This is a genomic window from Pseudomonas arcuscaelestis (assembly GCF_016881005.1).
Classification (GTDB): domain Bacteria; phylum Pseudomonadota; class Gammaproteobacteria; order Pseudomonadales; family Pseudomonadaceae; genus Aquipseudomonas; species Aquipseudomonas arcuscaelestis.
This window is the reverse complement of record NZ_JACOPV010000005.1, coordinates 320,384-343,858: the sequence shown is the minus strand read 5'-3', so window position 1 is coordinate 343,858 and position 23,475 is coordinate 320,384. Positions and strand designations below refer to the sequence as shown.

The following is a 23,475-nucleotide window of genomic DNA, read 5'->3' as shown; positions in this document are numbered from 1 at the left end:
TCGCTCCCCCGTATTCTTAGCTGTTCACTTGCATGCCGACCTGTACGCTTCACCCCCTGCCCTACCTGGCCGACCCTGCGGCTTACTTTGCGCGCATTCGCAAGGCACCTGGCGCGGTATTGCTCGACAGCGCTCGACCTAACGCCGAACGCGGGCGCTTTGACCTGCTCAGCGCCTGGCCCGTGCAGACGCTGGCGCCTTCACCAGACGAAAGCGGCGTGGCTTACCTGCAACGCCTGCGCACCAGCCTTGAACACCTGGGCCGGGCAGAGTTGCCAGACAACAGCGAACTTCCCTTTGCCGGCGGCCTGATCGGCTACCTGAGCTATGACTTCGGGCGACGCCTGGAGCAGCTACCTAGCCTTGCAGCAGACGACCTGGGCCTGGCCGATGCCAGCCTTGGGCTCTATGCCTGGGCGCTTATCAACGACCATCTGCGTGGGCATTCGCAATTGCTGTTCCACCCGCAGTTGGCCGAGGACGAGCGCCAGCGCCTGATCAACCTATTTGAATCCCCGGCACCGGTCGCCAACGCACAGTTCTCGCTATTGGCACCCATGCGCGGCGACATCAGCGCCGAGGCTTATCGCCAGTCCTTTGACCAGGTGCAGGCCTACATCCATGCGGGCGACTGCTACCAGATCAACCTTACTCAACGATTTCGCGCGCCGTGCCAGGGCGACCCCTGGCATGCCTATCAGGCCGTGCGCCGCGCCTGCCCAACGCCTTTCTCCGGTTTCCAACTGCTGGCCGATGGCAGCGCCCTGCTGAGTTTCTCGCCCGAGCGCTTTATCCAGGTCAACAATGGCCGGGTCGAAACCCGACCAATCAAGGGCACCCGCCCCCGCAGTGCGGATGCCGAGCAAGATGCACGCAACGCGGCTGAGCTACTGGCCAGCACCAAGGACCGCGCCGAAAACCTGATGATTGTCGATTTGCTGCGCAACGATCTGGGACGCACTTGCGAGACTGGCTCGGTGAAAGTACCTGAACTGTTCAGCCTGGAAAGCTACCCCAACGTGCACCACCTGGTCAGCAGCGTCACCGGCCAACTGGCCAGCGGCAAGGATGCTCTGGATTTGATTGCCGACAGCTTTCCTGGAGGCTCGATCACCGGCGCCCCAAAGATCCGCGCCATGCAGATCATCGACGAGCTCGAACCCAGCCGCAGGGCACTGTATTGCGGTTCATTGCTGTACGTGGACGTGCGCGGCGAGATGGACAGCTCCATCGCCATTCGCAGCTTGCTGGTCAAGGATGGACAGGTAAGCTGCTGGGGCGGTGGCGCGGTGGTCGCCGATTCGCAGTGGCAGGCGGAGTACGAGGAATCGATTACAAAGGTGAAAGTGCTGCTCGATACGTTGCAAAACCTGTAGCACACATCGAGGCGCAAGGCGCTTCCACTCAGGCGGTGGGAGCGCGCTTGCATCGCGGCCAGGCCGCTACAGACTCAACGACCGATTGGAAGCCTTGATGAACTCTTTCTTCAACGCCTCGAAATCATGCACCGCCGGAAACTGCGGGAACTCGCGAATCACATTCTCCGGTGCATGGAACAGAATTCCGGCATCGGCTTCGCCCAGCATGGTGGTGTCGTTGTACGAATCGCCCGCGGCAATCACACGATAGTAAAGGCTCTTGAAGGCCAGCACCGACTGGCGCTTGGGGTCTTTCTGGCGCAGCTGGTAACCAGTCACCCGGTCGGTTTCGTCGGTAATCAGACGATGGCACAGCAAGGTCGGAAAGCCCAACTGACGCATTAGCGGCTGGGAGAACTCGTAGAAAGTGTCGGAGAGGATCACCACCTGGAAGCGCTCGCGCAGCCAGTCCACGAATTCGATAGCGCCATCCAAAGGCTTGAGTGTGGCGATTACCGCCTGGATATCGGAAAGCTTCAGGCCATGCTCATCAAGAATGCGCAGGCGCTGCTTCATCAGCACGTCGTAATCGGGAATATCACGGGTGGTAGCCCGCAACGATTCGATTCCGGTTTTTTCCGCAAAGGCGATCCAGATCTCCGGGACCAACACGCCTTCCAGGTCGAGACAGGCAATTTCCACAACACACTCCTCGAACAACAGCAAAATGGGAAGCGGCACTCTACATGCGCGGCGTCTGCCCGGGCAATTTTTGTTAACATTGCCTGATTACGAGCGCCAAGCGCCATTCAATGACCGGAAGCCGCCTGATGAGCCAACCCTTCGACGTCGCCGCCCTGGCCGCGACCTATGCCAACAAGTCGCCACAAGACATCCTCAAACTTGCTTTCGAGCACTTTGGCGACGACCTGTGGATTTCCTTCAGCGGCGCCGAAGATGTGGTGCTGGTGGACATGGCCTGGAAGCTGAACAAGAGCGTCAAGGTGTTCAGCCTCGACACTGGCCGCCTGCATCCGGAAACCTATCGCTTCATTGATCAGGTGCGCGAGCACTACAACCTGCCAATCGAGATTCTCTCTCCCGATCGCAGCAAGCTTGACCCTTTCGTCAAAGACAAAGGCCTGTTCAGCTTCTACAAGGATGGCCATGGCGAATGCTGCGGGATCCGCAAGATTGAACCGCTACGGCGCAAATTGAGTACAGTCAGCGCCTGGGCCACCGGCCAGCGCCGCGATCAGAGCCCGGGCACGCGCAGCCAAGTGGCGGCTTTGGAAATCGACGGCGCGTTTTCCACTGCCGAACGTACCTTGTACAAATTCAACCCACTGGCGCAGATGAGCAGTGAAGAAGTCTGGGGCTATATCCGCATGCTTGAACTGCCTTACAACAGCTTGCATGAGCGCGGTTTTATCAGCATCGGCTGCGAGCCTTGCACCCGGCCCGTGCTGCCCAATCAGCACGAGCGCGAAGGTCGCTGGTGGTGGGAAGAGTCCACCCAGAAGGAATGCGGGCTGCACGCCGGCAACCTGATCAGCAAGGGCTGAATGCCTTGCGCAAAAAAACCGGCTTCGGCCGGTTTTTTCATGCCTGCTGCAGCTGTCAGTGCACGGGCAACTCGACACCGGCAAACAGCTCTTCAAGCTCTTGCTTGTTGTGGCACTGGATTGCCTTGGCCATTACTTCACGAGTCAGGTGCGGGGCAAACTTCTCGATGAAGTCGCACATGAATCCACGCAGGAAGGTGCCACGACGGAAACCGATCTTGGTCACGCTGGACTCGAACAACTCGCTGGCATCGAGTACGACCAAGTCGTTATCGAGCTTGGTATCGACTGCCATCTTGGCCACGATACCCACGCCCAGGCCCAGGCGCACGTAGGTCTTGATGACGTCGGCGTCAGCCGCGGTAAACACCACTTTTGGTGTCAGGCCGCGGTGACTGAAGGCCTCGTCGAGCTTGGAACGACCGGTGAAACCGAATACATAGGTAACGATCGGGTATTCGGCCAGGGCTTCCAGGGTCAGCTTTGGCAGCTTGGTCAGCGGGTGCCCCTGAGGCACAACCACACAACGATTCCAGCGATAGCACGGCATCATCACCAGGTCACCGAACAGCTCTAGCGCTTCAGTGGCAATGGCGAAATCCACGGTGCCGTCTGCGGCCATTTCAGCAATCTGCATCGGTGAGCCCTGATGCATGTGCAGGGCTACTTCCGGGTACTGCTTGATGAAACTGCTGATCACTGGCGGCAGTGCATAGCGCGCCTGGGTGTGGGTAGTTGCGATCGACAGCGTGCCCTTTTTCTCGTTGGAGAATTCCTGGGCAATCTGCTTGATGCTCTCGACCTTGCGCAGGATTTCACCTGCGGTGGTGATAATGCGCTCACCTGCCGGCGTCACTCGGGTCAGGTGCTTGCCGCTGCGCGCGAACACTTCAACGCCCAATTCGTCTTCGAGCAGGCGGATCTGCTTGCTGATGCCCGGCTGGGACGTATACAGGCTCTGCGCTGTCGCGGAGACGTTGAGGTCGTGGTGCGCCACTTCCCAGATGTAGCGCAATTGTTGAAGCTTCATATGTATCCCTCAAATCAGCTGGGCGCCACCGGCAGCAGCGACGATTTATAACTATATTAGTGGTTTGAAGAATAAATCTAGAACTATTTTAACAGTCTAGTAGGAATCCACCGACAAGACTGCGTTACGCCTTCCGACGCCCCAAGTGCTGGGCCAACGGCACCATGTACACCGGCACCGACGACAACTGCAGCAAGCGCACTGCGGTGCGACCCAGGGGTATATCGACCCCCGCCCCCTGGCTGTGACTGCCAAAAATCAATAGATCAACGTTCAAACGCTGCGCTTGCTCCAGAATCACTTGGGCGGGATCGCCCTGACGCACGCGTACCGCCTTGATCAAGGCCAGATCTGCTTCTTCGCCCAATTCATCGCGAAAATTGTCCAATACCTGCTGCTCGATATTGGCCATGACGGTGTTGACCCCCTGGCTATGCAACTGGTCCAGGGTTCGCTCGTCCAGGTAGCTTTGCAGCAGCGACTCAGCAAACTGCCCCATCGGCTCGACGGCATGGATGACATAAAGCTCTGCATTGAACGTACGCGCCAACGCCAGCGCGTGTTGCATGACAAAAGGCGCGTATACACCGAGGTCAGTGGCATACAGCATGGAACGGATCATTCGACCTCCTCGACTGCCGCGAGGGCAGAGCAAGCTTCAGCTTAGCAGCGCGCCGCCCACGCGCTGCTCCGTCCGGCGCTCGCCCCAAACGGCCTAGCCCATGGTTGGTTCGTTGCTGATGCCATGAGGCACATGACCTGTTGCCACCACACTGCGCGCCCGCTCGCAGTGACCGGCCTGATCGTCGAAGAACACATCGGCAGCGAAGGCTTCAAGGAACGCCGACTTGTCCAGGCCACCCAAAAACAGCGACTCGTCCAGGCGGATATCCCACTCGCGCAATGTCCGAATCACCCGCTCGTGGGCCGGTGCCGAGCGTGCCGTGACCAAGGCGGTACGAATCGGGCATGCGCCTTCTGGGAACTCCTTCTGCAGCAGGTTGAGTGCGGCGAGAAATGGCTTGAATGGACCACCGCGCAGCGGCTCGCGGGCCGATTGCCGCTCGCTGGCCTGAAAGGCCTCCAACCCACCCAACTGATAGACACGCTCGGATTCGTCGGAGAACAGCACGGCATCTCCGTCGAAGGCGATGCGCAACTCATCGCTGGCGGCTCGACGCGCACCTCCTGACAGGATGGTCGCTGCAGCGAACCCGGCGTCGAGGGCGCTGCGAACATCATCGGCATCGGTGGAAAGAAACAGGTGGCAACCAAAAGCCGCCAGATACGGATAGGGACTGCGCCCTCCAACAAAGGCTGCACGGTAGATACCCAGACCGTGGTGTTCAATTGAGTTGAAAACGCGCAGGCCCGTGTCGGCACTGTTGCGCGACACCAGAACGACTTCGACGCGAGGCTGGCCAAGATGAGCATTGAGGCCCAACAACTTCTGTACCAACGGAAAAGCATCCCCGGGCTCCAGCACTTCGTCTTCGTGCTCGATCTGATACTGGCGGTAAGCCTCCACTCCTTGCGCCAGATACAATCGATGGCTTTCACTGAGGTCGAACAACGCCCGCGAGGAAATCGCCACCACCAGTTTGTCGCCAAGATTCTTGCCCATGTGTTGTCCTCGGAACGCGCTAGTGCGCCGGCAGATTATGTCGATCGATGAAAGCCAATGCCTGGTACAAGTTCTCTATTCGCGGCAAGCTGCAGCCGACTGCTCGTGCCTGCCTCAATGGCTCGGCATAGATAGCCGCAAGTTCCAGGGGCCGATGATGGGTGAAATCGTGGTACATGCTGGGCCAGTAATCGGGCATATGTTCCGTCATTGCGAACAAATGCTCAGCATAGCCTTCGGGCAACTCATGACCGCAGCTACGCGCGCCCTGCACGACCTCGGCCATCAACGCCTGAATCAATTCCCGGCCCTGCTCGTCAGCCATCAGCGCCGAGGTACTGGCCCTGAGCAACACTGACAAGCCGTTGTAAGGCACATTCCACACCAGCTTCTGCCAACGCGCCTGGGCCAGGTTCGCCATCGCCTGGGCCTCAATACCCGCGGCACGAAAAAGCTCGGCACACGCCTCGACAACGCCCTGGCGTTCGACAGCATCAACCAGCGGGCCACTGTGATAGCCCAAATGCACTGCGCCAAAAGCCTGGTGACGAACGATCCCCGGCGCCTCACGATTGGCACACACAAAGCACAGGCCGCCGAGCAAGTGCAGGGCGCCAGGCAATAGCGGACGCAGGGACTCTTCCACTGCCAAACCGTTCTGCAGCAACACCACCTTGCAATCGCTTGCTGCGGCCTTGGCGATCAGTGGCGCAAGCTCGGCGTTGCTGGTGGCCTTGGCACCCACCAGCAACCAGTCGCACGCAGGCATATCGGCGGCATCGGCATAGGCTTGCACCGGCATCTGTATGACCCCATGCACCGCGCTGTCAATGCGCATGCCGTGAGCGCTGACCGTTGCGAATTCGCTACGCAGGAGAAAATGCACATCGAACCCGGCCCGGGCCAACATCACGCCGTAGAAACCGCCAATGGCACCGGTACCGAGGATGCCAATACGCGGACTGCTGGTGTTCATCCTGCCTCCTTCAACCGTTCATATTCTGTTCAATTTTTTTACACACAAATCAAGCGCTTTACGATCTTTCACTATACTCAGGCGAACAAGGTCAAAAAATCGACATGGAGTCGATCATGCGCGGATTCCTGCCCCACCCGGACGATGTACCGGTCGAACTGTCCCTGCGGCCCTCGCCCAGCCTGTTCCGCCAGCGCTTGCACACTATCAGCCTGGGCGGTATCGCCTGCAATCATCCTCGCGCCTACCGGCGCGGCATGGCTATCGAAATATTCATTCCCTCCCTGGGCGACTCGGCCCGCTTTCCCGGCTACGTGGCCTGGTGCCAGAAGCAGCAGGACGGTTACCGCGTCGGCATCGCCTTCATCGATGAGCAAGCCTTGTTCGGCGCCAGAATGAGCGAACAGGTCTGCCAGATACAGCACCTTTACCAACAGCACACCCGCGAACAAACCACCCCGCCAGACCTCGAAGCACTCGCACAGCAATGGGTCAGCCTGCACGCTGGCGAGTTCTCCGAAGCCAATCTGCAGGCCACCTACACCCGGCAGATTCTTGTTTGACGCGAAAAACCCCGCCCCTACGGGTTTTTACACGCAGGAAAGCAGGCTCTGCCCATTGTCGAGCCACCGTGTAACGCGCTAAGGTTCTGCTCCCCGCTGCGTACAATCTTGCTGCTCCGCCGCACGGGGATCGCTGGCGGCCGGCACCCGTGACCTGACGAGTAACACGATGGCTGATTTACCGATCGATGACCTAAACGTTGCCTCCAACGAGACCTTGATCACTCCAGATCAGCTCAAGAAGGAAATTCCCCTGAGCGCTGCTGCGCTCAAGACCGTAACTGCGGGCCGCGAAGTGGTGCGCAATATCCTCGATGGCAAGGATCACCGCCTGTTCGTGGTTATCGGTCCCTGCTCGATCCACGACATCAAGGCTGCTCACGAATACGCCGAGCGCCTCAAGGTCCTCGCTGCTGAAGTGTCCGACACCTTGTACCTGGTCATGCGCGTGTACTTCGAGAAGCCGCGCACAACGGTCGGCTGGAAAGGCCTGATCAACGACCCCTACCTGGACGACTCGTTCAAGATCCAGGACGGCCTGCACATTGGTCGCCAACTGTTGCTGGACCTGGCGGAGATGGGCCTGCCCACCGCTACCGAGGCCCTTGACCCGATCTCTCCGCAATACCTGCAGGACTTGATCAGCTGGTCGGCGATCGGCGCACGCACCACAGAATCGCAGACGCACCGCGAGATGGCATCGGGACTGTCTTCGGCCGTAGGCTTCAAGAATGGCACCGATGGCGGCCTTACCGTCGCGATCAACGCCCTGCAGTCGGTTTCCAGCCCACACCGCTTCCTGGGTATCAACCAGGAAGGTGGCGTATCCATCGTTACCACCAAAGGCAACGCCTATGGTCACGTGGTACTGCGCGGTGGCAATGGCAAACCAAACTACGACTCGGTCAGCGTCGCCCTGTGCGAACAGGCACTGGCCAAAGCCAAGATCAAGCCGAACATCATGGTCGACTGCAGCCACGCCAACTCCAACAAGGACCCGGCACTGCAACCGCTGGTGATGGAGAACGTCGCCAACCAGATCCTAGAAGGCAACCAATCGATCATCGGCCTGATGGTCGAAAGCCACCTGAACTGGGGCTGCCAGGCAATTCCGAAGGACCTCAACGACCTGCAGTACGGTGTATCGATCACCGACGCCTGCATCGATTGGGATGCCACCGAGAAAACCCTGCGCAGCATGCATGCCAAGCTCAAGGACGTCCTGCCCAAGCGCGACCGCGCCTGACAGGCACACACAAAAACGCCGGGCATTGCCCGGCGTTTTTGTGTGTGTGCGTTAAATGACAGCTCGGGGCCGCCCTTCGCGATTCTCAGGCCTTGGTGGAGTGGCGCTGCTGACGCTCCATGTAGCGCTCTACATACGAGCATGACGGAATCACGGTGTAGCCCATTTCTTCTGCATACTGCAGTGCCTTTTCGGTCAACGCAGCAGCAATACCCCTGCCCCGCAACGCATTGGGGACAAAGGTCCGGTAAATATCCAGGGTTTGCTTACCCAGGTCCATGTAGGTCAGGTAAGCACGATGACCGTCCACACTGGTCTCGAACTGATGACCAGCCTGGTCATGGTGGATGGACAACGCCTCGCTCATCATTACTCCTCGCGGGTCTTGTGATCTGACCCTACCTTACCGATGTTTGTCCGGCGAAGGAACCTCTACGCCACCCCGTGCCCGTTTGGACAGCAAGAACAGCCTGGTCGTTCTCTGGCAAAAGAGCACGTACAAATAGTAGGCGCCCAGGGCCCGTATGCTCAAGGCGTCTGGTCATAAATTTCATGTACTTCTAGCCAGCGGACCAAGCAGCAGGCGGCAGCCTGAACAGTTGCCGGATGTTGTAATGCTAAGACGTTTGATGACACTTTTAGTCACCGCTAGTTCAACAAAAAAACACACTTGCTACACTTGAATACAGCCGCTGCGGCGGCGCCTTCACGGTTTTTTTACAAAAACTGGGCAGGCCCCGAGACAGGCGTATTTTTTTGCAGTTCTTGCGCTCTGTCAGTTTACTTACTACAAGTAATGGGTACTATGTACACCGGCTAGTTTCTCTTTTCTGAGAGATGGCTATTTAATAGAAAGTCCTTGAAGGGGAACACGATGAACAACGTTCTGAAATTTTCTGCTCTGGCTCTGGCCGCAGTTCTGGCTACCGGTTGCAGCAGCGTATCCAAAGAAACTGAAGCTCGTCTGACCGCTACCGAAGACGCAGCTGCTCGTGCACAAGCTCGCGCTGACGAAGCCTACCGTAAAGCTGACGACGCTCTGGCTGCTGCTCAAAAAGCACAACAGACCGCTGACGAAGCAAACGAGCGCGCTCTGCGTATGCTGGACAAAGCCAGCCGTAAGTAATTATCCCTCGGGATTTTTATTTGGAGCCGACCCACTTGTGGGTCGGCTTTTTTATTGCCGACAAGAAAGTAAACCGATAGAAACGACGAGGCCTGCACAATGGCAGGCCTCGGGTGCAAACTCTTGCAGGTTATTGCATGTCTAGCGGCACGCTTGAAACCATAGGCTGCTGATCTGTGGTTGGTACGGCGATTTCTACCGGCATGCCGTCTTCCGCAGCAACCACGTCGCGCACCATGTCCCAGTTCATGCGCAGATTGTTAGCCAGGTCTGCGCGCTTGAGCAATGTGTTGATTACCGCAGTGTGCTTGTCGACTACCGACGGATCACCCTTGTCATCCAGCGGCGTGTGCGCCTCGAGGTAGACCTTGCCCGCGCTGACACCGAACTTGTACGGCTCGTTGATAATGCGCACCGCGACACCCACCGGCGCCATTTTGGCCAACTCCAGCACGTTGTTGTTGAACATGCGGAAGCAACCGTGGCTGGTGCGCATGCCAATACCGAACTTCTTGTTCGAACCATGGATCAGGTAGCCCGGTACGCCCAACGTAAACTTGAACGGGCCTAACGGGTTGTCCGGGCCTGCCGGCACTACTGTAGGCAGAATGTCACCGTCTTCTGCGTGTTCCTTGCGGATGGACGCCGGTGGTGTCCAGGTCGGGTTCGGCGTTTTGGCCGTGACCTTGGTGTTGGCAATCGGCGAACCCCAGCCTTCACGGCCGATACCCAACGGATAGGTGTGCACTACGTTTTGCCCTTTCGGGTAGTAGTACAGGCGGTATTCGGCCAGGTTGATGACAATGCCTTCACGCGGGCCCGGCGGCAGGATGAAGCGGGTTGGCAGGATGATCTCGGTGCCAGCGCCAGGTAGCCAGGGGTCGACCCCCGGGTTGGCGGCGATCATTTCCAGGTAGCCCAGATCGTTGGCAGTGCCGATATCGGCGAAGGTGTCTTCGTACTTGGCTTTTATCACCTGAACCTGGCCGATGACGTCTTCGCCTGGCGGTGGCAGGGGAAACTCCAGCGCAGCAACGGGACCTGCCGCCAGCAGGGCGGCCAGGGACAGGCAACGGGTGACGGCGGGAAAGCGCGGCAACATCCGGGAAATCCTTCGCTAATTCATTGAGGTCAAGAGCGCGATTGTACACCGCCCCCGGCACAATCGGGAGTAATCCCGGGCGCAGAAGACGATGCAGGGGATGAAAGGCTATTACCAGCTGTTACAGCTGCGGCCAGATTGGTCGCGTACCGCGACGCTGGGCATCGAGAATGGCTCGGCACAGCGAGCACAGACGCTGGTCGCGGTAGATAGCCCGCTCGACTGTCGACCAGCGCGGCTGCGCCGGCAGCAAGGTGCCACACAGCGTGCGGTCGGCCGAACCTCCCAGCTCAAGCTGACGGGCCACCAGATGGACGCGGATCTCCTGGCAGGCGAACAGGTCAAGCTGTTCGTCAGGCTCGATCAATTGATAGGCAAACAGGGACCAGGCGGGACGCGGCATCGGGGGCTCCAAATCGGGGGCGCCACATTAGCCGAAAGCCGGTCAGTATAAAAGCGTCAAAGCAGCGGTTTTAGCTGCGGCCAGGCATTTTCCAACAAACGAGCCTGGGCACTCTGCCCCGGATGAATGCCATCCGCCTGCATCAGCTCGGGCACCCCGCCCACGCCTTCGAGGAAAAATGGCACCAGGGACACCTTTTTTTCACTCTGCAAATTAGTGAAGACCTGAGCAAAGGCCTCGGTGTAGCGCTTGCCGTAATTAGGCGGCAAACGCATACCCAGCAGGAGTACCTTGGCACCTGATTGGCGAGCGCTGTCGATCATCGAGGCAAGATTTTGTTGCAATTGTTTAGGCAGCTGTCCACGCAAGCCATCGTTACCCCCCAGTTCCAACACCACCAGCGCCGGCTTATGCTCTGCAAGCAGCGCCGGCAGCCGCGCCTGGCCGCCTGCACTGGTATCACCACTGATCGAGGCATTGACCACTTTTGCATCGATACCCTCGGATTTCAGGCGTTGCTCCAGTAAGGCAACCCAGCCCTGGCGGGTATCCAGGCCGAAAGCGGCACTGATACTATCGCCAACAATCAGCACGGTACCCGCTGCTGCGACCTGAGCCATGCACATCAAGGCCAGGCCAGCACTCAATAACCACACTCGCATCGGATTCTCCATGGGCCCCAGCATTCTCACTGCGCGGAACCTTAGCAAAGTGGTTCCCAGCGCGGAAGGCGACCTGACCATCCTGCACGAACTTTCACTGGAATTGAAACAAGGCGACAGCCTCGCCATCGTTGGGGCCTCGGGATCGGGCAAATCGACACTGCTTGGCCTGTTGGCGGGCCTGGACTTGCCCAGTGCGGGCTCGGTCACCCTCGCCGGGCAAGACCTCGGCCAACTGGACGAAGACCAGCGCGCCAGAGTGCGAGCCGAGCATGTAGGGTTTGTGTTCCAGTCGTTCCAACTGCTGGACAGCCTCAATGCCCTGGAAAACGTCATGCTCCCGCTGGAGCTCGATGGTCGCCGCGATGCCCGTGAGCATGCCCGCAACCTGCTCGAACGCGTCGGTCTGGGTCAACGCCTGAGCCATTCGCCGCGCCAACTGTCCGGTGGCGAACAGCAGCGCGTTGCCATTGCCCGGGCCTTCGCCGCCGAACCTGCTGTCCTGTTCGCCGATGAGCCCACCGGCAACCTTGACAGCCACACCGGTGAGCGAATCAGCGACCTGCTGTTCGACCTGAACAAGGAACGTGGCACCACCTTGGTACTGGTTACCCATGACGAGCGCCTAGCCCAGCGCTGCCGTCGCCTGATCCGCCTGGACGCCGGCCATCTGGTCGCGCCGCTGGAGCCCTGATGGCCCGCCTGCCGTTTTTCCGTCTGTTTGCCCTGGCCCTGCGCCAGCTATTGCGCGATGCCCGTGCAGGTGAACTGCGTGTGCTGTTCTTCGCCCTGCTCGTAGCAGTAGCTGCCAGCACAGCCATCGGCTACTTCGGTGCGCGTCTCAACGGCGCCATGCTGCTGCGCGCCACCGAGTTCCTTGGCGCTGACCTTGTATTGCAGGGTAGCTCGCCAGCCCGGGCCGAACAGATCGCCAGCGGCGAATCCGCAGGTCTTTCGCACGCTCAGGTTGTCGAATTTTCCAGCGTGATTGCCACCGATAACGGCATCCAGTTATCCAGCGTCAAGGCTGCTGACAACGCCTACCCCCTGCGCGGCGAGCTACGCAGCGCCGCCGAGCCCTATGCCAGCGAAACCAGCGGTGGCGGTCCCGCTCCAGGCGAAGCCTGGGTGGAGCCGCGGCTGTTGGCCGCGCTGAACCTGAAGATCGGTGACACTATCGATGTCGGCATGAAAACCCTGCGCATGAGCCGGGTTCTGACTTTCGAGCCTGATCGTGCCGGTAACTTCTACAGCCTGACGCCTCGCGTGTTGATCAACCTTGCCGACCTCGATGCCACTGGTGTGGTGCAACCTGGCAGCCGTGTCACCTACCGCGACCTCTGGCGCGGCGAGCCCGAGGCCCTGGCCAGTTACCGGAGCAGTGTCAGCAAAGCACTGGCACCCAACCAGCGATTGCAAGACGCTCGCGATGGCAACCGACAGATCGGCGGCGCTTTGGGCAAGGCCGAGCGCTATCTGAACATGGCCAGTCTGGTCGCGGTGCTGCTGGCCGGGGTAGCAGTAGCCTTGTCGGCCAGCCGCTTTGCCACCCGTCGATTCGACGCCAGTGCCCTGCTGCGCTGCCTGGGACTGTCGCGAGGCCAGGCCCTGAGCCTGTTCTGCCTGCAACTGGCAATACTCGGAAGCCTCGCGGCCCTGGGTGGCGCCCTGCTTGGCTGGCTGGCCCAACTGGGTCTGTTCAAGCTGCTGCAAGGCTTGATGCCCGCACAAATTCCACCGGGAGGCCTGGCACCGGCATTGGCCGGGGTCGCTACTGGCCTGGTTGCCTTGGCAGGCTTTGCCTTGCCGCCTCTGGCCGCTCTGGGCCGGGTACCACCACTGCGAGTGCTGCGCCGCGACCTGCTACCGGTTCCGCCGAGCAGTTGGCTGGTTTACGGCGCAGCGCTGTTGGCACTGGGCCTGATCATGTGGCGCCTGAGCCTGGACCTTTTGCTGACCTTCGCCTTGCTCGGTGGTGGACTGGTTGCCGCCGTGCTGCTGGGGGGCTTGTTGTTGCTTGGTCTGCGCAGCCTTCGGCGCCTGCTTGCCGGCGCGCCCTTGGCCTGGCGCCTGGGCCTGGGTCAACTGTTGCGCCACCCGCTGGCAGCCGCCGGGCAATCCTTGGCCTTCGGCCTAATCCTGCTGGCCATGGCCCTGATCGCGCTGCTGCGCGCCGAGTTGCTCGACACCTGGCAAAACCAGCTGCCCAAGGACGCGCCGAATTATTTCGCACTGAATATTCTGCCCGACGACAAGGACACTTTCGCTCAGCACCTGCATGAATTCACCACCCAGGCTGCCCCCCTTTTTCCAGTAATTCCGGGGCGCCTGACCGAAATCAACGGCCAGGCCGTACAGCAGATCGTCAGCAAGGAATCCACCGGTGACCGCGCAGTGCAACGCGACCTGAGCCTGACCTGGGCTGCCGAGCTACCACAGGGCAACGCCCTGAGCGAAGGCCAGTGGTGGCAGGCCAGCCCCGGTGCCGACAGCGATCTTCCAGGGGTGTCGGTGGAAGCCGAACTGGCCCAGAGCCTAAAGCTGAAAATGGGCGACAAGCTCACCTTCAACATCGGCGGCCAGCAACGCCAGGCAGTGGTCAGCAGCTTGCGCACGGTCAACTGGGACAGCTTCCAGCCCAATTTCTACATGATCTTTCAGCCCGGCACCCTACAAGACCTGCCCACCACCTATCTGACCAGTTTCTTCCTGGCTCCGGGACATGACCAGCAAGTGGTAGCCCTGTCGCGGGCATTCCCGGCAGTCACTATCCTGCAGGTCGATGCGTTGCTCGAACAGTTGCGCAGCATCCTCGCCCAGGTCACGCTGGCGGTTGAGTATGTGCTGCTGTTTGTGCTTGCTGCAGGGCTGGCCGTGTTGTTTGCCGGGCTGCAAGCCACGCTGGACGAGCGCATTCGCCAAGGCGCACTGCTGCGTGCCCTCGGCGCCGGACGCAGCCTGTTGATCAAGGCCCGGCGCATCGAATTCGGTCTACTGGGCGCGGCCAGCGGATTGCTGGCGGCGATCGGCTGCGAGCTGATTACCCTGCTGCTTTATCGCTACGCCTTCGACCTGAGCTGGAGCCCGCATCCATGGTTGCTGTTGCTGCCGTTGATCGGTGCGTTGCTGATCGGCGGCGCCGGTGTATACGGCACCCGCCGCGCGCTAAATGCCAGCCCATTGACCGTGCTGCGGGAGGGGTGATTACTTCTCGTAGTCGATGGCGTTGATCCACCAGCACATTTCACCAGAGGGAGTCTGGACCACGACTTCGTCGCCAACCTCCTTCTTCAAAAGTGCCCGGGCCATGGGCGAGTCAATCGAGATGTAGTCCATGCGCCCGTATATCTCGTCATAGCCGACAATACGAAAGCGCTTGGTCTGGCCTTCTTCGTTCTCGATCTCGACCCAGGCGCCAAAAAACACCCGCCCTTCCTGCTCCGGCGAATACTCCACCACTCGCATGTCTTCCAGGCGTTTGCGCAAGTAGCGCACACGCCGGTCGATTTCTCGCAGCAGTTTTTTGTTGTACTGGTAATCGGCGTTTTCACTACGGTCGCCCAGCGATGCCGCCCAGGTCACTTTCTGGGTGATGTCCGGACGTTTGACCCGCCATAGATGGTCCAGCTCCTGTTTCAGGGCTTCATGACCTTCCTTTGTGATGATTTGGGTGCTCAACAATTCTCTCGTTTATAGCTGAAGGTTCAACACCGCACCGATGCTGCGGCGAAGTTCGGATTCAACCGCGGGTGATCAAACCTTGCCGCGCAACGCGGGTCAGGTGACCGATCACCTCTGCAGCGTCTTCGGCGCTTGGCGACTGGATCACAGCCAGGTCGAAGCGATCGTTGGCAAACTGGTCGAGGGAAGCGCGGGTATCGGCGAACTGAATCAAAAATGCAGTGGCGCTGCCTTTACGGCGCGGCCAACCATCGAGAAAGCGAAGAAGTGTAGGCTGATGGCTACCGCCCAGCAGGATGCGCGGCACGCGAGTGGCCTGGCTAGCAGGCAGAGGGGTCAAGCAGACACTGGTACGTGGACAACTCATGGAGTATTTCTCCGCCTCGCAGATCCCGCTGGGCTGCGGTGGGAGGCGTCACCGAACCAGCGCTTTAGCGGTATTTGGTGAAACCTTCCCGGTTCCTCCTGCGCCCCGCAAGTAGCTGTTTAAATCGGCGCAAGTCAGCATCCTAGAGAAGCTGCGGGCAGAATGTCAACCCGGATAAAACGTCCCCAGTGCATCTGTACTCATACAGGTACGCGCCAATCACTTGCGCCTTTGTGGCTCAAGCGACGCCCGCTCTCGATCAAATGCGAGGAAATATTTATTCACGCTGTTCACGTAACTGACGGGCCCCATCCCCACCTGCTCCATGGCGATACGCTCGGTCTGGAAAAACCATTGGTTGCCGTTGAGGCCACGCCGCCGAGCTTCGGCACGCATGGCTTGAACCCGTTCCGGCCCCAGGTTGTAGGCTGCCAGGGTGAAAGCCATGCGCTCACGCTCGTTGAGTTGGTTGCTGGAAAAGAACTTGCGCCGAATCAAGGCCATGTACCGCGCGCTGGCCTGCACATTGCCGTCGACATTGCTGATATTGCTCACACCCACCCGCTGGGCCGCACTCGAAGTAATCTGCATTAACCCATGGGTTCCCCCGGCACCTCGGGCCGCGGGGTTCAACGACGACTCCTTGAAGGCTACGGCAGCCAGGTTCAACCAATCGATATTCTGCTCGCTGGCATGGCGCTGCAACACTGGGCGCACGGCTTCCAGACGCTTGCGGTCCTTGCGCGCCAGCGGGTTGTGAACCCGGTAGAGGCACCGGTAAATGCGCTCAAAAGCCGCGTCCTGGTTCGCCGGCGGCCGATAGCCCTGGAGGAACCGGTCAACACTAGCATGCAGCATTACCGCATCGCGTCGCACATACCAGCGCATGGCGTCGGGAGCGGCTACCTGCACTTTGCGATCGATTCGCAGCTTGGGCATGACCCTGGCCCAACGTTCGGCAATGGGCTGTTCGACCACCGTCAGATGAAAAATGCCGGCTTGAACCATCTCCAGTACATCTTCCACCGCCAACGTAGGATCGACCCATTCGACCTTGATCGGCGGCAACTTGCGCAAGGCCAGCTTCTGGTTGAGTTCATGCAAGGTATCTCCGGCGGCGCTGGCACTGGTCAAGGCCACGGTTCGGCCAGATAACTGTTCGACCCGCTGGAAACTGCGCTCGCCCTTGCGCCCGACCAACACCATGGGGACGTTGTCCACCACCGGATCACTGGCGACCAGCCCGCGTGTAGAAGTCGGATCGAGCAACTCACCCGGCGCCGCGAGATCGGCCTCGCCACGCTGCAATGCGGCCAACAATTGCTCCTTGGCTCGAGGAATGATTTTCAGGCGTATTTCCTGACCATCGCGAGCGCGAGCATTAAGGTAATGCTCCAAGGCACGCAGGCGATGGTATTCAACCCCCACCGACTCGCCTTTGACTTCACCGGAACTGTTGCGACTCTGATTGACCAGTACCTTGAGCACCCGGCTGCTGCGAATTTGTGCGAGGTCTAGAACCTGGGTCTTGACTGTCGACTGTTGCGGCCCGGGCAAACGCGCACTCGCAGGCCCTGCCTGAAGCAGTCCTAGACTCAGCACAATCGACAGAAACAGCGCTCGGGTCATCCGTTGCAAGGTCCGCGCGTGTGGGGTTGGTGCCATAGTGTGCGGTCGTTCCATGACAATTGACCGCAAAAGACCACGACAACTCATTGAAGTTCTTCGATTTATCGAAATTCTTCGAGCTTTGCTATGCTGGCCGGCCACCGGCCTGAGGTAGCACCATGCAACTCATCGACATCGGCGTCAATCTGACCAACCCAAGTTTTGCCGACAAGCACCAAGCGATTCTCGATCGTGCCCAAGCTGCCGGTGTGGTGCAAATGCTGGTTACAGGCACCAGCCTTGAAGGTAGCGAGCAAGCCTTGGAACTATGCCTGGCGCTGGATGAAAGCGGCCAGCGCTTGTTCAGCACCGCCGGGGTTCACCCCCATGATGCCAGTAGCTGGAATGCTGCTAGTGCGCGCAACTTGCGCGCCTTGCTGGAACAACCGCGCGTGCGCGCCGTGGGTGAATGCGGGCTCGATTTCAATCGAGACTTCTCGCCGCGCCCTCAGCAAGAAAAAGCCCTGGAGGAGCAGTTGGCCCTGGCGGTCGATCTGCAAATGCCCGTGTTTCTCCATGAGCGCGATGCCAGTGAGCGGCTGTTGGCAATCCTCAAAGACTACCGCGACCGCCTGCCCGCCGCGGTCGTGCACTGCTTCACCGGAGAACGCAGCGCCCTGTTCGGTTATCTGGATCTTGATCTGCATATTGGTATCACTGGCTGGATCTGCGATGAACGTCGCGGCACCCACTTGCACCCGTTGGTCAGCAGCATCCCTGAAGGACGCCTGATGTTGGAAAGCGATGCCCCCTACCTGCTGCCACGCAGCCTGCGGCCAAAACCCAAGAGCGGTCGCAACGAACCGGCGTTCCTCACCGAAGTGTTGCGCGTAGTTGCCCTGCATCGCGGCGAAAGCCCCGAGCAACTTGCCGCTCATACCAGTGCTTGCGCCCGCAGTTTCTTTGGCTTGCCCGCGTTTTTTTGACGCATATCAACACGCAACCTGTGCGCTGCGGCACAATGATGGCACCTTGCCAATAATGTTTGTTTCCGCTCAATCAGAGAAGACCTTCCATGGGTGCCTGGCTTAGCAATATCTCCCTGAAGTACAAGTTCTGGGCCGTCAATGCGGTGGCCTTTGTAACGACGTTGTTCGTGGTGCTGTATGCCGTACATCTTGAACAGCAAGCCCGGGCGCAGGAAGCCCAGGCCAAAGCCCAATCGCAAGCCCAATTGCTGGCTGCATGGCCTGCAGGCCAAGCCCTGCCGCACAACCCCTTATGGTTGCAGTACGCCCCAGGGCAAACGCCCGCCTTTGCCGATGAAAAGCTTGAAGCTCTGGCCAATGCCCAGGGCTGGGTAGAGCTGCACGGTCTGGCGCTGACCGGCACCAACCCATTGAGCGGCGCCCAGGTAATCAGCCGCGAAGGCCAACAGGTCGCTGTCCTTGCGCCCTCCCCCAGCCTGCTGCAGGTGTTTGCCGACCGTTTCACCAATTACGCGATCTGCGTCCTGATCCTGATGCTGGCCATGCTCTGCGCCTCGCAGTTGTTGATCCGCTTCTTGCTCAGCCAGCTCAACACCCTCAAGGATGTGATGCTGCACGTGGAAAAGACCGGCGACCTCTCGGCGCGGGTTCCCTTGTCCTGCGGCGACGAAGTCGGCCAGATGGCCAGCGCATTCAATGCCATGCAGACCACCTACCACCGTGTGGTAAATACCGTTGCACGCACCGCTGCACAGCTCGACTCAGGTGCTGCGCGCCTGGCCTCGAGCATGAACGATGTACGCCATGGCATGCTCGGGCAGCAGAGCGAAACCGATCAGGCCGCCACCGCCATCAACGAAATGACCGCCACCGTTTATCACATCGCCCAACATGCCGGTGCTACCCGCGACCTGTCGCAGACTGCCGACACCCTGGCTGGCAGTGGCCAGGAAGTGGTCAGCCGGGTGCAGACTTCGATCTCAGGGTTGTCCAGTGGTGTACAGCAAACAGCCGAGATGATTCGTCAACTGGCCGAAGATAGCCAGAAAATCAATGGTGTGGTCAGCGTCATCCACAGCATTGCCGAGCAGACCAACCTTCTGGCCCTCAATGCGGCAATCGAAGCCGCCCGCGCCGGAGACCTGGGACGCGGCTTTGCCGTTGTCGCCGATGAAGTGCGCAACCTGGCCAAGCGCGTGCAAGCCTCCACCGACGAAATCACCACCATGGTTTCCGCGCTGCAGGCAGGTACCCGCGATGCCGTGGACTTCATGCAGGAAAGCTCGTTCAAGGCTGACGATTGCGTGCAACAGGCTCAGGAGGCAGGCGCCGCCTTGGCCGAGATCACCAGCGCCGTGGCGCAGATGCGTGAAAGCAATACCCAGATTGCAGTCGCCGCCGAGCAACAAAGCCAGGTAGCAGAAGAAATGAATCGCGCGGTGGTGAGCATTCGTGACGTCACCGAGGAGACCGTGCAGCAGACCGTCGACTCGGCCACCACCAGCAGCGAGCTGGCAACCCTGGCTGGCGAACTCAACAAGGCCATTGGCCAACTAAAGCTATAAGCCTCATAGCTGGCGCTCATTGGCCCCCTTGCGGGGGCCGCACTATTCTTCAGGCATAACCCTGAGGATTTGCCCATGAGCAAACGCTTACCCAACCTGCACGCCTGGCAATGGCGCGGCTATCACCACAACCACCGCAACCCGACCAATCTGGTGCTGCATCTGATCGCCGTACCGTTGTTCATACTCGGTGTACTGCTGGTGCTGTCCGGGTTGTTCTCCCTGGACTTCGGGCAACTGGCCGTCGGCATCATCGCCTTGATCGCAGCCCTTGGCCTGCAACGCCAGGGCCATCGCCTCGAGAAGCAACAGCCGGAGCCCTTCAGCAGCCGCAAGGATGCCGTCGGGCGACTACTGGTCGAGCAGTTCATTACCTTTCCGCGCTTTGTCCTTAGTGGCGCATGGTGGCGGGCCTGGCGTGATCGCCATCGCCACTGAAGGTTTTCACGCAAGGCTCAGGCAAAGACAGTCACCGTCTGGCGACTGATAGCCAGCAACTCGCCCTTGTCGGTCCACAGGGCCGACGCTGCATGGCCGTAACCATCGCGGGCATGTTCTGTTTGCACGCAGTACTTGCACCAGTCCAGGGTGGTCAGGCTTGGCACTGGCTGAACGAACTCGATGGTCCATGTCAGGGTGCTGCCTGCTGCGGGCCTTTTCAGGTGCGAAAGCAAGGTCGGCGGCCAGGCATCTACCAACGCCAACAGGTGCGCTTCACTCAAGGTTTCGTCACCGCCTTCGTCCCGCAACCTCACCCATCCGCCCATGCTGCGCGAGTGGTTGTTGCTGAAAGGAATGCCCCCCATCGCCCAGCGCAGCGATACATGCTGCATGAACTCCGGTGTTATTCCCTTGATGTAAGGGAGCTCGGTCGAGGACTCGTCCACACTGCGCATTTCCACAGCTGGCAATGCCGGGACGTCGACCACTGACTCACGCCCGCTACCGAAACTACCCTGCATCAGGGTTACCACCTGACCGTTCTGCATGGCGCGGCCCAGCAGCGAACTGACTGCCTTGCCTTCGCGCAACAATTCCACCTCGAAACTGATCGGTACATCCGGCTCAGCTGGCCCGACAAAGGTGATAGCCAGGGAGCGCACCGGGCGACCGGGGGATGTCTTGGCACGCATGGTTTCGTATAGCAGGGCAGCCATCAGGCCGCCAAAACAGGCACGCCCTTGCGCCCAACTGGCAGGAATAGACACTGCCTGAGGATGTAGACGGACCGCCTTGAGCAATTGCGAGAAATTCATGCCGACTTCATCCTTGGGAAAAGTCCGATCTTAACCAGCACAGCGGGCAGCGACAGCCCGCATTTCTGCCATATCAGCGGCTTATCGCTGCTTAACCGCTGCTTGCAAGCGCTCCAGCGTTACGTCAGCGCGTTGCTCGGCGTCGTGCAACTGGGCCTGCCAGTGATCGACGCAGGGTCTGAGGTCATGCTGCTGGTCGGCTTGCAACAACCATTGCAAATGGTCATGCCAACTGCCCAAATCGCTTTGCGCGGCTTTGAGCAAGCGCCGCAAGCGACGCCCGGCATGCTCCAACTGCGGATAGGCTTGCGCGGCATAGCGCACGCGCTTGATCAGCAGGCGCAGGCGGTGTCGATCATGAGCCGGATCCCGCAACGCCTCACCGAGCTTGTCCCACTGCTTTTCCAGGCGCTTGTCGATACGCCGGTGCAAGCGGCGGATCAAACCCTCGCGCTCAGCTGCCCGCAGAAAAATCGGAAAGGCGTCGATAATCGCCAGCAAGCGCCCCAGTTCGGCACTCTCGGCAACGCTGGCAAAGGTTGCCTGACGATGCACCAGGCGCGTCTGTGCCGCTACCATCAGCTCGCGCTCGAGCAACTGCGCTGCCAGTACCTCGCGATCACGCAACGGCGTCGTCAGATTGCCCAGCGCTTTCGCCGCCCCCTCAAGCTGCTCGACACCAGGCAACTCACGCAAGGGTCGCAGCAAGCTGCGCAAACGCCGGGTAGCGATGCGCAGGTCGTGCAGCGCTTCGCTGTCAGTGTCAGCTGCGAGGCGTGCCTGACAGCTGAGCAAACGAATCTGCAAGGCCAGTACCTGGGCAATCACATGGTCGAGCATTACCGACATGGTGTTCTCCTTGGTCAGCGACCCGCACGCGATTCACGAATGTAGAAACGGGCCTTTTCCGCCTTGTTGCTGCATCCTTCAAAGGCTTCGAACTGCTGCTGGGTCTTGGCGCCGGTCAACAACGACAGCGCCTTCGAGTAGCTGACTGTTCCAGCAAAACCTTCAGCCTTGGCCAGGTCGAGCTCCTGCCAGGCCGAATCCAACTGATTGGCGCAACTATCGCGATAGGCAGTCTTGCCAGCACAACCGGTCAGGAGCAGAGCAATCAGAGGCAGGCAAATCCAGGCTTTCATCGGTAATACCTCAAAAATAAATACACAAAGTGGCGTGTTCGACGACCAGAAAGAACAAAAGTGCCCTGCAAAGCGTAGCGCAGCGCTCATGACGATTGAAGCACAGACACGAAAGGGCGCATTGTTAGACCATCGACGCAGTCAAGCCGGGAACCATCATGAGTAAACGCGTGGCATTGGTACTAGGCTCGGGCGGAGCCCGAGGGTATGCGCACATCGGCGTGATCGAGGAGCTGGAACGGCGGGGCTATGACATCGCCTGTGTGGCCGGCTGTTCGATGGGCGCGGTGATTGGCGGCATTTATGCTGCTGGCAAGCTGGATGAGTATCGCAACTGGATCGAGAGCCTGGACTACCTGGATGTGCTGCGACTGGTGGATGTGAGCTTTCGCCTGGGCGCCATACGCGGTGAGAAGGTGTTCGGTCAAATTCGCAAGATAGTCGGCGAAATTAACATCGAAGAGCTGCGCATCCCTTACACAGCGGTAGCCGCAGACCTCACCAACCAGCAGGAAATCTGGTTTCAGGAAGGCTGCCTGCATCAGGCCATGCGTGCCTCGGCAGCAATCCCCAGCCTGTTCACCCCGGTGGTGCAAGGTAACCGTATGTTGGTCGACGGCGGGATTCTCAACCCCTTGCCGATCATTCCGGTGGTTTCCAGTCACTGCGACTTGATCATTGCAGTGAACCTCAACTCGACCAACCAGAAACAGTACCAATTGCCGGTGATCGAGAGACCGGCCGCGTTCAAGTTGCGGTTTGACAACCTGATCAGCTCTCTGGGCTCGCACCTGCCTTTTCGGCGTAAGCAAGCCGAACAATTGATGCGCATCCAGCAAGAGTTTCAGCCTCAGGCGGTGCATATTCCCAACCCGTGGCTCAGTGACGCAGCCGATCCCGAAGCCCAGCAACCGGCTGCGGCGCCGGAAACGGACGGTGCACCGAAGTCGGCGACGGGTTCGTTCATTATCGACAACGTCGGGCCGGCTTCACTGCTGGACTTGATCAACCAGAGCTTCGAGGTGATGCAAACCTCGTTGGCGCAATACAAGATTGCCGGTTATCCACCGGATGTATTGATTAACGTGCCCAAGCGGGTATGTCGCTTCTTTGAGTTTTACAAGGCGCCGGAATTGATCGCCCTGGGACGGGAAATTGCTCGCGATACGCTGGATAACTATGAGGCGGAGCGGCGCTGAGGGTAATCCATCT

The 23,475-nt window shown here is 59.6% G+C and carries 26 protein-coding genes; 11 read left to right on the top strand and 15 right to left on the bottom strand.

Annotation, left to right across the window (positions count from 1 at the left end; genetic code table 11):
* Nucleotides 1-32 precede the first annotated feature (32 nt).
* A complete protein-coding gene (gene pabB / locus H8F21_RS10060) occupies nt 33-1,376 on the top strand; it encodes an aminodeoxychorismate synthase component I (protein ID WP_203584298.1) in 1,344 nt (447 codons plus the stop codon).
* Between the two features lie 66 nt (nt 1,377-1,442).
* On the opposite strand, the gene thrH is transcribed toward pabB, so the two are convergent.
* On the bottom strand, nt 1,443-2,060 hold the full coding sequence (thrH, locus tag H8F21_RS10055; protein ID WP_038609216.1) for a bifunctional phosphoserine phosphatase/homoserine phosphotransferase ThrH: 618 nt from the start codon (nt 2,058-2,060) through the stop codon (nt 1,443-1,445).
* A gap of 128 nt (nt 2,061-2,188) precedes the next feature.
* Between thrH and H8F21_RS10050 the strand changes: the two genes are divergently transcribed.
* Nucleotides 2,189-2,923: a phosphoadenylyl-sulfate reductase gene (locus tag H8F21_RS10050; protein WP_203476594.1), complete on the top strand. Its 735-nt coding sequence runs from the start codon at nt 2,189-2,191 to the stop codon at nt 2,921-2,923.
* Nucleotides 2,924-2,978: 55 nt separating this feature from the next.
* Here H8F21_RS10050 and cysB read toward each other — a convergent pair whose 3' ends face one another.
* The 4 genes from cysB to H8F21_RS10030 form a co-directional block, all read right to left on the bottom strand.
* The gene (gene cysB / locus H8F21_RS10045) at nt 2,979-3,953 is read right to left on the bottom strand and encodes an HTH-type transcriptional regulator CysB (RefSeq protein WP_203476597.1); all 975 of its coding nucleotides are present in this window, start codon (nt 3,951-3,953) and stop codon (nt 2,979-2,981) included.
* Nucleotides 3,954-4,077: 124 nt separating this feature from the next.
* Nucleotides 4,078-4,575 (bottom strand): universal stress protein, encoded by a 498-nt coding sequence (locus tag H8F21_RS10040; RefSeq protein ID WP_203584297.1) that lies wholly within the window; start codon nt 4,573-4,575, stop codon nt 4,078-4,080.
* A 93-nt stretch (nt 4,576-4,668) separates the two neighbouring features.
* Nucleotides 4,669-5,577 (bottom strand): 5'-nucleotidase, encoded by a 909-nt coding sequence (locus H8F21_RS10035; RefSeq protein WP_203584296.1) that lies wholly within the window; start codon nt 5,575-5,577, stop codon nt 4,669-4,671.
* A gap of 19 nt (nt 5,578-5,596) precedes the next feature.
* Entirely contained in the window at nt 5,597-6,553 is a 957-nt protein-coding gene (locus tag H8F21_RS10030; RefSeq protein ID WP_203584295.1) for a putative 2-dehydropantoate 2-reductase, read from the bottom strand.
* Between the two features lie 116 nt (nt 6,554-6,669).
* Here H8F21_RS10030 and H8F21_RS10025 point away from each other — a divergent pair, with 116 nt between their 5' ends.
* On the top strand, nt 6,670-7,116 hold the full coding sequence (locus tag H8F21_RS10025; protein WP_203584294.1) for a PilZ domain-containing protein: 447 nt from the start codon (nt 6,670-6,672) through the stop codon (nt 7,114-7,116).
* 169 nt (nt 7,117-7,285) lie between these two features.
* Nucleotides 7,286-8,362 carry a 3-deoxy-7-phosphoheptulonate synthase gene (locus H8F21_RS10020; RefSeq protein WP_136475381.1) on the top strand — a complete coding sequence of 359 codons (1,077 nt, stop codon included), beginning with the start codon at nt 7,286-7,288 and terminating at the stop codon, nt 8,360-8,362.
* Nucleotides 8,363-8,447: 85 nt separating this feature from the next.
* Here the strand turns inward: H8F21_RS10020 and H8F21_RS10015 are convergent, their stop codons facing one another.
* The gene (locus H8F21_RS10015; protein ID WP_203476602.1) at nt 8,448-8,729 is read right to left on the bottom strand and encodes a GNAT family N-acetyltransferase; all 282 of its coding nucleotides are present in this window, start codon (nt 8,727-8,729) and stop codon (nt 8,448-8,450) included.
* Between the two features lie 507 nt (nt 8,730-9,236).
* Between H8F21_RS10015 and oprI the strand changes: the two genes are divergently transcribed.
* Nucleotides 9,237-9,488, top strand: coding sequence for an outer membrane lipoprotei OprI (oprI, locus tag H8F21_RS10010; protein WP_003259780.1), 252 nt, complete (start codon nt 9,237-9,239; stop codon nt 9,486-9,488).
* A gap of 130 nt (nt 9,489-9,618) precedes the next feature.
* Here oprI and H8F21_RS10005 read toward each other — a convergent pair whose 3' ends face one another.
* From H8F21_RS10005 to H8F21_RS09995, 3 genes are all read right to left on the bottom strand, one after another.
* Nucleotides 9,619-10,590, bottom strand: coding sequence for a L,D-transpeptidase family protein (locus H8F21_RS10005; protein ID WP_203543162.1), 972 nt, complete (start codon nt 10,588-10,590; stop codon nt 9,619-9,621).
* A 121-nt stretch (nt 10,591-10,711) separates the two neighbouring features.
* On the bottom strand, nt 10,712-10,993 hold the full coding sequence (locus H8F21_RS10000; protein WP_203476606.1) for a hypothetical protein: 282 nt from the start codon (nt 10,991-10,993) through the stop codon (nt 10,712-10,714).
* Between the two features lie 56 nt (nt 10,994-11,049).
* Nucleotides 11,050-11,655 carry an arylesterase gene (locus H8F21_RS09995; RefSeq protein ID WP_203584293.1) on the bottom strand — a complete coding sequence of 202 codons (606 nt, stop codon included), beginning with the start codon at nt 11,653-11,655 and terminating at the stop codon, nt 11,050-11,052.
* 10 nt (nt 11,656-11,665) lie between these two features.
* On the opposite strand from H8F21_RS09995, the gene H8F21_RS09990 reads away from it, so the two are divergent.
* Together H8F21_RS09990 and H8F21_RS09985 are read left to right on the top strand one after the other, a co-directional pair.
* Nucleotides 11,666-12,349 (top strand): ABC transporter ATP-binding protein, encoded by a 684-nt coding sequence (locus H8F21_RS09990; protein WP_203476609.1) that lies wholly within the window; start codon nt 11,666-11,668, stop codon nt 12,347-12,349.
* Entirely contained in the window at nt 12,349-14,859 is a 2,511-nt protein-coding gene (locus H8F21_RS09985) for an ABC transporter permease (RefSeq protein ID WP_203584292.1), read from the top strand. The genes H8F21_RS09990 and H8F21_RS09985 overlap by 1 nt, the downstream gene beginning before the upstream one ends.
* Here H8F21_RS09985 and greB read toward each other — a convergent pair whose 3' ends face one another.
* The 3 genes from greB to H8F21_RS09970 all read right to left on the bottom strand — a co-directional run bounded on the left by greB (nt 14,860) and on the right by H8F21_RS09970 (nt 17,332).
* Nucleotides 14,860-15,333 (bottom strand): transcription elongation factor GreB, encoded by a 474-nt coding sequence (gene greB, locus H8F21_RS09980; protein ID WP_136475374.1) that lies wholly within the window; start codon nt 15,331-15,333, stop codon nt 14,860-14,862.
* 61 nt (nt 15,334-15,394) lie between these two features.
* Nucleotides 15,395-15,703, bottom strand: coding sequence for a hypothetical protein (locus H8F21_RS09975; protein WP_203476611.1), 309 nt, complete (start codon nt 15,701-15,703; stop codon nt 15,395-15,397).
* A gap of 219 nt (nt 15,704-15,922) precedes the next feature.
* Complete coding sequence (locus H8F21_RS09970) at nt 15,923-17,332, bottom strand: MltF family protein (RefSeq protein ID WP_203584326.1); 1,410 nt, start codon at nt 17,330-17,332, stop codon at nt 15,923-15,925.
* Nucleotides 17,333-17,490: 158 nt separating this feature from the next.
* Between H8F21_RS09970 and H8F21_RS09965 the strand changes: the two genes are divergently transcribed.
* The 3 genes from H8F21_RS09965 (at nt 17,491) to H8F21_RS09955 (ending at nt 20,303) form a co-directional block, all read left to right on the top strand.
* The gene (locus H8F21_RS09965) at nt 17,491-18,297 is read left to right on the top strand and encodes a TatD family hydrolase (RefSeq protein WP_203584291.1); all 807 of its coding nucleotides are present in this window, start codon (nt 17,491-17,493) and stop codon (nt 18,295-18,297) included.
* An 89-nt stretch (nt 18,298-18,386) separates the two neighbouring features.
* Complete coding sequence (locus tag H8F21_RS09960) at nt 18,387-19,865, top strand: methyl-accepting chemotaxis protein (RefSeq protein WP_203476622.1); 1,479 nt, start codon at nt 18,387-18,389, stop codon at nt 19,863-19,865.
* A 75-nt stretch (nt 19,866-19,940) separates the two neighbouring features.
* Nucleotides 19,941-20,303 carry an Mpo1-like protein gene (locus H8F21_RS09955; protein WP_203476624.1) on the top strand — a complete coding sequence of 121 codons (363 nt, stop codon included), beginning with the start codon at nt 19,941-19,943 and terminating at the stop codon, nt 20,301-20,303.
* Nucleotides 20,304-20,320: 17 nt separating this feature from the next.
* On the opposite strand, the gene H8F21_RS09950 is transcribed toward H8F21_RS09955, so the two are convergent.
* The 3 genes from H8F21_RS09950 to H8F21_RS09940 form a co-directional block, all read right to left on the bottom strand.
* A complete protein-coding gene (locus H8F21_RS09950; RefSeq protein WP_203543158.1) occupies nt 20,321-21,121 on the bottom strand; it encodes an acyl-CoA thioesterase in 801 nt (266 codons plus the stop codon).
* 81 nt (nt 21,122-21,202) lie between these two features.
* Nucleotides 21,203-21,970, bottom strand: coding sequence for a CHAD domain-containing protein (locus H8F21_RS09945; protein WP_203584290.1), 768 nt, complete (start codon nt 21,968-21,970; stop codon nt 21,203-21,205).
* Nucleotides 21,971-21,984: 14 nt separating this feature from the next.
* Nucleotides 21,985-22,263, bottom strand: a complete 279-nt coding sequence (locus H8F21_RS09940) for a hypothetical protein (RefSeq protein WP_203476630.1) — start codon at nt 22,261-22,263, stop codon at nt 21,985-21,987.
* Between the two features lie 158 nt (nt 22,264-22,421).
* On the opposite strand from H8F21_RS09940, the gene H8F21_RS09935 reads away from it, so the two are divergent.
* Nucleotides 22,422-23,462 carry a patatin-like phospholipase family protein gene (locus H8F21_RS09935; RefSeq protein ID WP_203476634.1) on the top strand — a complete coding sequence of 347 codons (1,041 nt, stop codon included), beginning with the start codon at nt 22,422-22,424 and terminating at the stop codon, nt 23,460-23,462.
* Nucleotides 23,463-23,475: the final 13 nt, after the last annotated feature.

Excerpts from the sequence above, each read along its gene's own strand:
- pabB (WP_203584298.1), top strand. The coding sequence starts at position 33 with ATGCCGACCTGTACGCTTCACCCCCTGCCCTACCTGGCCGACCCTGCG.
- H8F21_RS10050 (WP_203476594.1), top strand. The coding sequence starts at position 2,189 with ATGAGCCAACCCTTCGACGTCGCCGCCCTGGCCGCGACCTATGCCAAC.
- cysB (WP_203476597.1), bottom strand. The coding sequence starts at position 3,953 with ATGAAGCTTCAACAATTGCGCTACATCTGGGAAGTGGCGCACCACGAC.
- H8F21_RS10040 (WP_203584297.1), bottom strand. The coding sequence starts at position 4,575 with ATGATCCGTTCCATGCTGTATGCCACTGACCTCGGTGTATACGCGCCT.
- H8F21_RS10035 (WP_203584296.1), bottom strand. The coding sequence starts at position 5,577 with ATGGGCAAGAATCTTGGCGACAAACTGGTGGTGGCGATTTCCTCGCGG.
- H8F21_RS10030 (WP_203584295.1), bottom strand. The coding sequence starts at position 6,553 with ATGAACACCAGCAGTCCGCGTATTGGCATCCTCGGTACCGGTGCCATT.
- H8F21_RS10025 (WP_203584294.1), top strand. The coding sequence starts at position 6,670 with ATGCGCGGATTCCTGCCCCACCCGGACGATGTACCGGTCGAACTGTCC.
- H8F21_RS10020 (WP_136475381.1), top strand. The coding sequence starts at position 7,286 with ATGGCTGATTTACCGATCGATGACCTAAACGTTGCCTCCAACGAGACC.
- H8F21_RS10015 (WP_203476602.1), bottom strand. The coding sequence starts at position 8,729 with ATGAGCGAGGCGTTGTCCATCCACCATGACCAGGCTGGTCATCAGTTC.
- oprI (WP_003259780.1), top strand. The coding sequence starts at position 9,237 with ATGAACAACGTTCTGAAATTTTCTGCTCTGGCTCTGGCCGCAGTTCTG.
- H8F21_RS10005 (WP_203543162.1), bottom strand. The coding sequence starts at position 10,590 with ATGTTGCCGCGCTTTCCCGCCGTCACCCGTTGCCTGTCCCTGGCCGCC.
- H8F21_RS10000 (WP_203476606.1), bottom strand. The coding sequence starts at position 10,993 with ATGCCGCGTCCCGCCTGGTCCCTGTTTGCCTATCAATTGATCGAGCCT.
- H8F21_RS09995 (WP_203584293.1), bottom strand. The coding sequence starts at position 11,655 with ATGCGAGTGTGGTTATTGAGTGCTGGCCTGGCCTTGATGTGCATGGCT.
- H8F21_RS09990 (WP_203476609.1), top strand. The coding sequence starts at position 11,666 with ATGGGCCCCAGCATTCTCACTGCGCGGAACCTTAGCAAAGTGGTTCCC.
- H8F21_RS09985 (WP_203584292.1), top strand. The coding sequence starts at position 12,349 with ATGGCCCGCCTGCCGTTTTTCCGTCTGTTTGCCCTGGCCCTGCGCCAG.
- H8F21_RS09975 (WP_203476611.1), bottom strand. The coding sequence starts at position 15,703 with ATGAGTTGTCCACGTACCAGTGTCTGCTTGACCCCTCTGCCTGCTAGC.
- H8F21_RS09970 (WP_203584326.1), bottom strand. The coding sequence starts at position 17,332 with ATGACCCGAGCGCTGTTTCTGTCGATTGTGCTGAGTCTAGGACTGCTT.
- H8F21_RS09965 (WP_203584291.1), top strand. The coding sequence starts at position 17,491 with ATGCAACTCATCGACATCGGCGTCAATCTGACCAACCCAAGTTTTGCC.
- H8F21_RS09960 (WP_203476622.1), top strand. The coding sequence starts at position 18,387 with ATGGGTGCCTGGCTTAGCAATATCTCCCTGAAGTACAAGTTCTGGGCC.
- H8F21_RS09955 (WP_203476624.1), top strand. The coding sequence starts at position 19,941 with ATGAGCAAACGCTTACCCAACCTGCACGCCTGGCAATGGCGCGGCTAT.
- H8F21_RS09950 (WP_203543158.1), bottom strand. The coding sequence starts at position 21,121 with ATGAATTTCTCGCAATTGCTCAAGGCGGTCCGTCTACATCCTCAGGCA.
- H8F21_RS09945 (WP_203584290.1), bottom strand. The coding sequence starts at position 21,970 with ATGTCGGTAATGCTCGACCATGTGATTGCCCAGGTACTGGCCTTGCAG.
- H8F21_RS09940 (WP_203476630.1), bottom strand. The coding sequence starts at position 22,263 with ATGAAAGCCTGGATTTGCCTGCCTCTGATTGCTCTGCTCCTGACCGGT.
- H8F21_RS09935 (WP_203476634.1), top strand. The coding sequence starts at position 22,422 with ATGAGTAAACGCGTGGCATTGGTACTAGGCTCGGGCGGAGCCCGAGGG.